6 protein-coding genes and 2 pseudogenes are annotated in these 7,397 nt (G+C 76.9%); all 8 read left to right on the top strand.

Annotated elements, in window-relative coordinates:
• Positions 1–517, top strand: a pseudogene (locus MNZ27_RS22495) (ferredoxin); the annotation flags it as partial.
• Between the two features lie 28 nt (positions 518–545).
• Entirely contained in the window at positions 546–698 is a 153-nt protein-coding gene (locus tag MNZ27_RS22500; RefSeq protein ID WP_242396312.1) for a hypothetical protein, read from the top strand.
• Entirely contained in the window at positions 695–1,126 is a 432-nt protein-coding gene (locus MNZ27_RS22505; protein WP_242396313.1) for a hypothetical protein, read from the top strand. The genes MNZ27_RS22500 and MNZ27_RS22505 overlap by 4 nt, the downstream gene beginning before the upstream one ends.
• Positions 1,123–2,109 carry an NAD(P)H-quinone oxidoreductase gene (locus MNZ27_RS22510; protein WP_242396314.1) on the top strand — a complete coding sequence of 329 codons (987 nt, stop codon included), beginning with the start codon at positions 1,123–1,125 and terminating at the stop codon, positions 2,107–2,109. Before MNZ27_RS22505 ends, MNZ27_RS22510 begins: the two co-directional genes overlap by 4 nt.
• A 315-nt stretch (positions 2,110–2,424) precedes the next feature.
• The gene (locus tag MNZ27_RS22515) at positions 2,425–3,513 is read left to right on the top strand and encodes a pectinacetylesterase family protein (protein ID WP_242396315.1); all 1,089 of its coding nucleotides are present in this window, start codon (positions 2,425–2,427) and stop codon (positions 3,511–3,513) included.
• A gap of 99 nt (positions 3,514–3,612) precedes the next feature.
• Positions 3,613–4,764, top strand: coding sequence for a glycosyltransferase family 4 protein (locus MNZ27_RS22520; RefSeq protein WP_242396318.1), 1,152 nt, complete (start codon positions 3,613–3,615; stop codon positions 4,762–4,764).
• A gap of 114 nt (positions 4,765–4,878) precedes the next feature.
• Positions 4,879–6,351, top strand: coding sequence for a lipopolysaccharide biosynthesis protein (locus tag MNZ27_RS22525; protein ID WP_242396316.1), 1,473 nt, complete (start codon positions 4,879–4,881; stop codon positions 6,349–6,351).
• Between the two features lie 137 nt (positions 6,352–6,488).
• Positions 6,489–7,397 (top strand): annotated as a pseudogene (locus tag MNZ27_RS22530) (glycosyltransferase 87 family protein); the annotation flags it as partial.

Genomic DNA, 7,397 nt, shown 5'->3' on the forward strand with positions numbered 1-7,397 from the left:
CCCGGCCCCTTCCCGGCCGCACCTCACGGTGCTCGGCGGCGGCGCGGCCGCGGGCGGCGGCTGCCCCGGCTCGCGCCCCCAGGTGCTCCCGCGCAGGGTCCCGGCCGCGAACGGCGGGCCCGGCCCCGGCGTGCCGCCGGCGGGCGGCGAGAGCCGGCTCGGCCAGTGGCCGGTGCAGCTCCACCTCGTGCCCGTCGCCGCGCCGTACTTCCAGGGCGCCGATCTGCTGGTCGCGGCCGACTGCGTGCCGTTCGCCTACGGCCGCTTCCACGACGACTTCCTCGCCGGTCACGCGGTGGTGGTCGGCTGCCCGAAGCTCGACGACAACGCCGCCTATGCCGAGAAGCTCGGGGCGATCCTCTCCAGCTCCGACGTGCGGAGCGTCACCGTCGTGCGCATGGAGGTCCCCTGCTGCGGCGGGATCTCCATGGCGGCGCGCCGCGGGATGGCGGCGGCGGGGAAGGACCTGCCGTTCCGGGACGTCGTGATCGGCGTGGACGGCGCGGTCCGGGGCTGACGGCCGGCGTCGGGGCGTCGCCGAAGGCGTGGACGGCGCCGCCCCCTCGGGGTCGTCGATCTTCCACTGCGTGCTCGCCGGGCTCGCCGGGCCGACGGCGTTCCCGCTGCTGCACGTCGGGGTCGGGATCGCCATCCTCACCGGCGCGCTCGAGGCCCCGCCTCCGAGCACCTGGTCGTGACCGCCCGCATCCTCTTCTTCGTTCTCGAGGACCTGAGGCGCCGCTTCGGCGCGGCCCTCCCGCCCGGCGCCGATCCGCGGCGGGACACGGCGCCGTTCCGCGCCTTCCGCGCGGCCCTGCTCGAGCGTGTTGCGGCCGCCGCCTCCGGCCGGGCGGAGCTCTCGATGTGGTGGGAGGGGACGTACAACGGGTACGCGCTCGCGATCGCCGCCGAGCCCGCGACCGCCCTCGCCGCCCTCGATCCTTCGCCCGTCTGTCCGGTGGACGCCGAGAAGCTCGCCCCCCCGCGGGCGGACCGGTATCCTCTCGCGCTCGTCGAGCCGGGGCGCGCCGTGGTGGCGCGCGACGCGGACGGCGCGACCTACGAGGCGCCCTTCGGAGCGGCGACCGGCCACTTCGGGGCGCCCGGCATGCGGAGGTTCCCATGAAGGCGGTCCTGTTCGGCGGCAAGGGCGGTCCCGAGATCATCGCGCTGCGCGAGCTGCCGGATCCCGCTCCGGCGCGCGGCGAGGTCCTCGTGCGCGTGCGCGCCGCGGCGCTGAACCGGGCCGACGTGCTCCAGCGGCGCGGGCTCTATCCGCCGCCTCCGGGCACGCGCGAGGACGTCCCGGGGCTCGAGCTCGCCGGCGAGGTGCAGGCGGTGGGCGAGGGCGTCACCGCCTGGAAGCCGGGCGACCGGGTGATGTGCATCACCGCGGGCGAGGCGCAGGCGGAGCTCTGCCTCGTGCACGAGCGGATGCTGCTCCGGATCCCCGACGGCCTCTCCTTCGAGGAGGCCGCGGCCCTCCCCGAGGCGGGGGTCACCTCGCACGACGCCCTCTTCACGATCGGTGGCCTCCGGCCCGGCTGGCCGGTGCTCGTCCACGCGGTCGGATCCGGCGTCTCCACGATGGCGGTGCAGATCGCGAAGGCGGCGGGGGCCACCGTGATCGGCACCTCCCGGACGGCGGAGAAGCTGGAGCGGGCGAAGGCGCTCGGCCTCGACCACGGGATCCTCGTCGGCCGGGAGGAGCCGCGCTTCGCGGACGAGGTGAAGAAGCTCACGGGGCGGCGCGGCTGCCCGGTGATCCTCGACTTCGTCGGCGGCGCGTACGCCGCGGAGAACCTCGCGGCGCTCGCGACGGGCGGGCGGATCGTCGTCATCGGGACGATGGGCGGGGCGAAGCCCACGGTGGACCTCTCCCTCCTCATGCGAGCCCGCGGCAGCATCGTCGGGACGGTGCTCCGGCCGCGGCCGCTCGAGGAGAAGATCGCCGCGACCCAGGCGTTCGGGCGCGAGGTGCTCCCGCTCGTCGCCCGGGGCGTGGTGAAGCCGGTGATCGACGCGGTCTTCCCCGCCGAGCAGGTCCGCGAGGCGCACGTCCGGATGGACCGGAACGAGAGCTTCGGGAAGCTCGTGCTGCGGTTCTGAGCCGCGCTTCCCGTCCCCAGGCCCGAAGGCCGAAGCCTGCAACCGCGCCTGGCGCCGATCCGTGAACCGTGTCCGTCACCGTCACCGGCTTTTCCGTGACCCGTGAAACGAGTCCCGTGGCCCGTGGCCCCATTCCCCGTGGTCCGACGGCGCACGTGACCCGGGCCACGGAGCACCGGCCAGGGGACACGGGAACCGGGAGGCGGGCACGGGGATCGGTCACGGGCACGGACACGGTCACGGGATCGCAGGTCTTCAGCCCCTGAAGGTTGACGCCTCGCCCGGCCCGGCGCGCGCAGCCCCTAGAACGGCGGGTTGCGCGATCGCTCCCCTGCTTCCACCCTCACCGCCGTGCGCGCGCTCGCGATACGGCTCCTCCTCCTCGCCCTGGCGGCGCTGGCCGCATGCGGCGGCGGAGGCGGGGGCGAGCACGCCCCGCCAGCGGTGGATCTCCCCCGGGGCGTCTGGACCTGGGTCGAGGTCTCCGGCGCGGTCTGCAGCGACGGCTCGGGCACGGGCGTCGCCGTGAACCGCGGCACCGACGACGCCGCGGTCGTGATCTTCCTCGACGGCGGCGGCGCCTGCTGGGACGTGTTCACCTGCTTCACGTTCCAGACCGCGGACCCCGGCCCCTTCGGGCGCCCGCAGTTCGAGGCGCGCATCCAGCAGGCGCCGGGCACGATCCTCGATCGCTCCCTCCCCGGGAACCCCTACCGTGACGCCACCCTCGTGTTCATCCCGTACTGCACCGGCGACGTGCACTGGGGCGACGCCGTGCAGCGCTACCCGGGATCTCCCCGCGACTATCATCACGCCGGCCGCGGCAACGTGCTCGCGGACCTCGACGTGCTCGTGGCGAACCTCCCGGCGCCCGCGAAGGTGGTCGTCTCCGGCGCGAGCGGCGGCGGGTACGGGTCGCTCCTCGCCTTCGATGCCGCGCGGCAGCGCTGGTCGCAGGCGCGGGGATACCTCGTCGACGACTCCGGCCCGCCCCTCGTCGGCGACGACATCTCCCCGGTGATCCGCGCCGCCTGGTTCGCCTCCTGGCGGCTGGACCGGACGCTCCTGCCGCTCTGCCCGGACTGCACGCTCGATCTCTCGCGGATCTTCCCGACGCTGGCGCACCGGTACCCGGGCGAGCGGCTCGCCCTGATGTCCTCCCTCCAGGACGACGTGATCCGCGGGTTCACGCTGCTCGGCCCCGCCGGGTTCGAGACCGCGATCCGCCGGCTCGCGACCGACGTGGTGGACCCGCTCCCCGCCGGCCGGACCTTCCTCGTGCCCGGCGACACCCACACCATGCTCGGGCATCCGGCGGACTTCACCGCGAGCGGCGTGCCCCTGGTCGAGTGGCTCCGGCGGCAGGTGGAGGACGACCCCGCCTGGACGTCCGAGGGGCCGTAGCGCCACCCGGTCGCGGCGACGCCGGCTGCGTCGCCGCGCTCGAGGCGACCGCGGCACGGGGCGTCGCCGGGCACCGCGAGGTGCCGCACCTTGCGCGCGATGCGCCTCCTGTACCTCGACTACGGCCCGCAATCGGGGGTCACCGCCTCGATCACGGCCGCGCTCGCCGCCGGCGGCGCCGAGGTGCTCCGGGCGAGCCCGCCCGAAGGGTTCCTCTACCAGCTCCGCCCGGGGCTGCCGCTCCCGATCCCCAACCTGCGCCCCGCGGTGATCCGCGGCGTCGCCGAGGCGTTCCTCGCCCACGGGCGGAGCTGGAAGACCTATTACCTGCACACCCGGTACGCGTTCGATCGGCTCTCCGCGCGGGCCGGCGAGTCCATCCGCCGCGTCCGTCCGGACGCCGTGCTCCAGGCGGGCGTGCTCTTCTCGCCAGGCCTCCGCCCGGAGGTGCCGTACCACCTGTACCTCGACCACACGTGGGCCATCGCCGAGCGCTACGCCCCCGCGCCGGGGATCCCGCCGCCGGCGCCCCCCGACCCGGCCTGGCGGGCGCGGGAGCAGGCCGTGTACGGGGGCGCCGCGGCGATCTTCACGATGAGCGAGGCGGTCCGGGCGTCGCTCCTCGACGACTATCGCGTCGAGCCGGGGCGCGTCGTCGTGGTCGGGGCCGGGCCGAACGTCGAGCCCGCGCCCGCCGACCTCGGCCTCGCCCGCGAGCCGGCGATCCTCTTCGTCGGGAAGACCTTCGTCGCGAAGGGCGGTCCGACGCTCCTCGACGCGTTCGACCTGGTCCGGCGCGACCACCCGTCCGCGCGCCTCCACCTGGTGACCTCCTCCGCGCCGGCGGCGCTCCCCCCGGGCGCCACCTTCCACGGCCTCCTCGGGAAGGAGCGGCTCGCGCGGCTCTACGCGACCTCCGCGGTCCTCGCGCTCCCCACGCTGCGCGAGGCGTTCGGGCTGGTGCTCCTCGAGGCGATGGCGTTCGCCCTCCCGGTGGTGGCGAGCCGGATCGAGGCGATCCCGGAGATCGTCCCGGAGGGCGAGGCCGGGCTGCTCGTCCCGCCCGGCGATCCCGCCGCGCTCGCCCGGGCGATCTCGGCGCTGCTGGGCGACCCGGACCGGGCGCGTCGGATGGGCGACGCCGGCCGGGCGCGGGTCCTCGCGCGGTACGGCTGGGCGCGCGCGGCGGCGAAGATGCTCGAGGTGCTCCGCCCCGCGCGGAGCCCGTCGCCTGATTCCCGCGCGGGCTGACCGCTCGCGTCGAGCGCCTCGGGCGACCCGCGCGCGCCCGCGCGCCGCGCAACGCCCGCGAGAGGGCCCCGCCGCGGCGCGGGCGAGGACGCATCGTTGGCGCGGAGGGCACGGTTGGCCGACTCGATCCTCTCGCGCGCTCGCCCCCTCATGCTCGCCCGCGTCGCCGGGATCGCGCTCACCTTCGCGGTCCCCATGGTGCTCGCGCGGACGCTCGTCCCCGCGTCCTACGGCACGTTCAAGCAAGGGTGGCTGCTCTCGCAGACGCTCGCGCTGACGCTGCCGATGGGGCTCACCCAGAGCCTCTACTACTTCGTGCCGCGCGACCGGACCGGGCGCGACCGCTACGTCGCGCAGACGCTCTGGATCACCCTCGCCCTGGGCGCCCTCGCGGCGGCGCTCCTCCTCCTCGCCCGGCCGCTCGTCCAGCGGGGCTTCGGCAACCCCGAGCTCACCCGGAACCTGCCCTGGGTCGCGGCGTTCACCGGCTTCCAGCTCGCCGGCGCCGCCCTCGACGTCGCGTGGAACGCGCAGGCCCGGATCGTCGCCGCCGCGCTCGCGCGCGTCGCGACCGAGGCGGTCCGGGGGCTCGCGATGATCGCGGGCGCGCGCCTCACCGGGACGGTGGAGGGCGTCTTCGCGGGGATCGCCGCGGCGACCGCGCTCCGGGCGGCGGTGACGGTGATCGCGCTCGGCCGCGCGCACGGCTTCGCGACGGACCGCGCCGCGCTCCGGCGCCAGTTCGCGTACGCGCTCCCGTTCGGCGCCGCGTTCCTCCTCATCGTCCCGCAGCAGCAGTACCACCAGTACGCCGTCGCCGCCGCGGTGAGCGCCGCCGCCTTCGCCGTCTACTCCGTCGGCACCTTCCAGCTCCCTGTCGTGGACGTCCTCTACACGCCCGTCTCCGAGCTGCTCCAGATCGGGCTCGCCGAGCAGGAGGGCGCGGGTCGGCCGCCGCGCGCGGGCCTCGCCCTCTTCCACGAGGCGGTGCTCCAGCTCTCCTTCGCGTTCGTGCCGCTCGTCGGCCTCCTCTCCGTCGCCGCGCCGGCCCTCATCGCGTTCCTCTTCTCGCCGCGGTACGTCGGGGCGGTGCCGATCTTCCGGCTGGCGGTCTTCCAGGTCGCCCTCGCCGCCCTCCCGCTCGACGGCGTGATGCGGGCCCGCGCGCAGAACCGCTTCATGCTCGTGCTCTCCGCCTGCAAGCTCGCCGGCACCGCGGCGCTCGTCACCGCCGGGCTCGCCCTCGGCGGGCCTGCGGGGGCGCTCGCCGGCTGGATCGTCGCCGAGGCGATCGCGCGCGGCGCGATGCTCGTCCGCGCGGCGCGCCTGTTCGAGGCGTCGCTGCGCACGATCCTCCCGCTCCGCGCCCTCGCGCGGCAGGCGATCGCCACCGCGTTCGCGACGCCGATCGCCTGGTTCGCGCGCGATCTCGCCGGCCCGAACCTCCTCCGCCTCGTCCTGTGCTGCGCCGCCTTCGCGGCCGCCTACCTCGGGCTCTCCTGGGCGCGCGGCTGGCTCCCGGCGGGATGGGTGGCCCTCTTCCGCGCGCGGCGCGCGCGCCCCGCGGCGGCGCCGTCCGACGCGTGATCGCGCCACCTGCCCGCGCCGAGCCGACGCGCGTGGGCACGCCGCGAGGACGCCGGCCCGGACCCCGGGCGCCCGGCGCGGGCGCCGCCCCGTCCCCGGGGTCGTCCGCCCGCGGCGGAGGTGCCATCTCCTCCTCCATGCGGCGCGCGCACCGGCTGCTGGTGGCCCTCGCGGGGGCCCTCGCGTTCGCGACGCTCGCCCGGCTGCCCGCCGCCTGGGCGAGCGGCAACGCGCTGAACCACGTCTCCGGCGCCTGGATGGTCCTCGCCGACGACCTCGCCCACGGCACCCTCTACCGGCCGCTGCACGACGCCGCCCTCGGCTTCGGCGGCACCCGGTACTTCCCGCTCGCCTTCGCGCTGCACGCGGCCCTGATCCGGCTCGGCGCGCCCCTCCTTCCCGCCGGCCTCGCGCTCTCCCTCGCCGCGGGGCTGCTCCTCGCGGGCGCCACGTACGCGCTCCTGCGAGGGCTCGGCGTCGCGCCGCTCCTCGCCGCCGCCTTCGCCGCGCTCGCGCTCGGCGGGTTCGCGGGCCAGGACGCCCTCGCGGCGGTGCGGGGGGATCTCCTCGCGGTCGCGCTGGAGGTGGTCGGGCTCGCGATCATCGTCCGGGGAAGGAAGCGCGGCGCGGTCCTCCTCGCCGCCGCCGCGTTCACGCTCGCCTTCGCGACCAAGCCGACCGCGCTCACCGCGCCCGCCGCCGCCGCGGTCGCGCTCGCGCTCCGCGGCCGCAGGCGGGCGGCGATCGCCCTCGTCGTCGCCGTGGGGGCCGGGGCGGCCGCGGTCGTGATCGCCGCCGAGGCGCTCTCGTCGGGCCGCTTCCTCGCGCTCCTCGCCGCGTGCGCCTCGGGCGGCGCGGGGCCGGGGGATCTCGTCCGCAGCCCGCTCCGGCTGGCGCGCCTCCTCGCCTTCGAGGACCGGGCCGGCCTGGCGCTCCTCGCCGCCGCGCTCGTCGCCACCGGGCGGCCGCGCCGCGAGCGCCCGGACCCCCGCCGCGCCGGCGGGGCCGGAGCGGGGACCGACCGCGCCCGCGCGCCCGACGACCCG

The organism is Anaeromyxobacter oryzisoli, from assembly GCF_022690765.1.
Taxonomy (GTDB): domain Bacteria; phylum Myxococcota; class Myxococcia; order Myxococcales; family Anaeromyxobacteraceae; genus Anaeromyxobacter; species Anaeromyxobacter oryzisoli.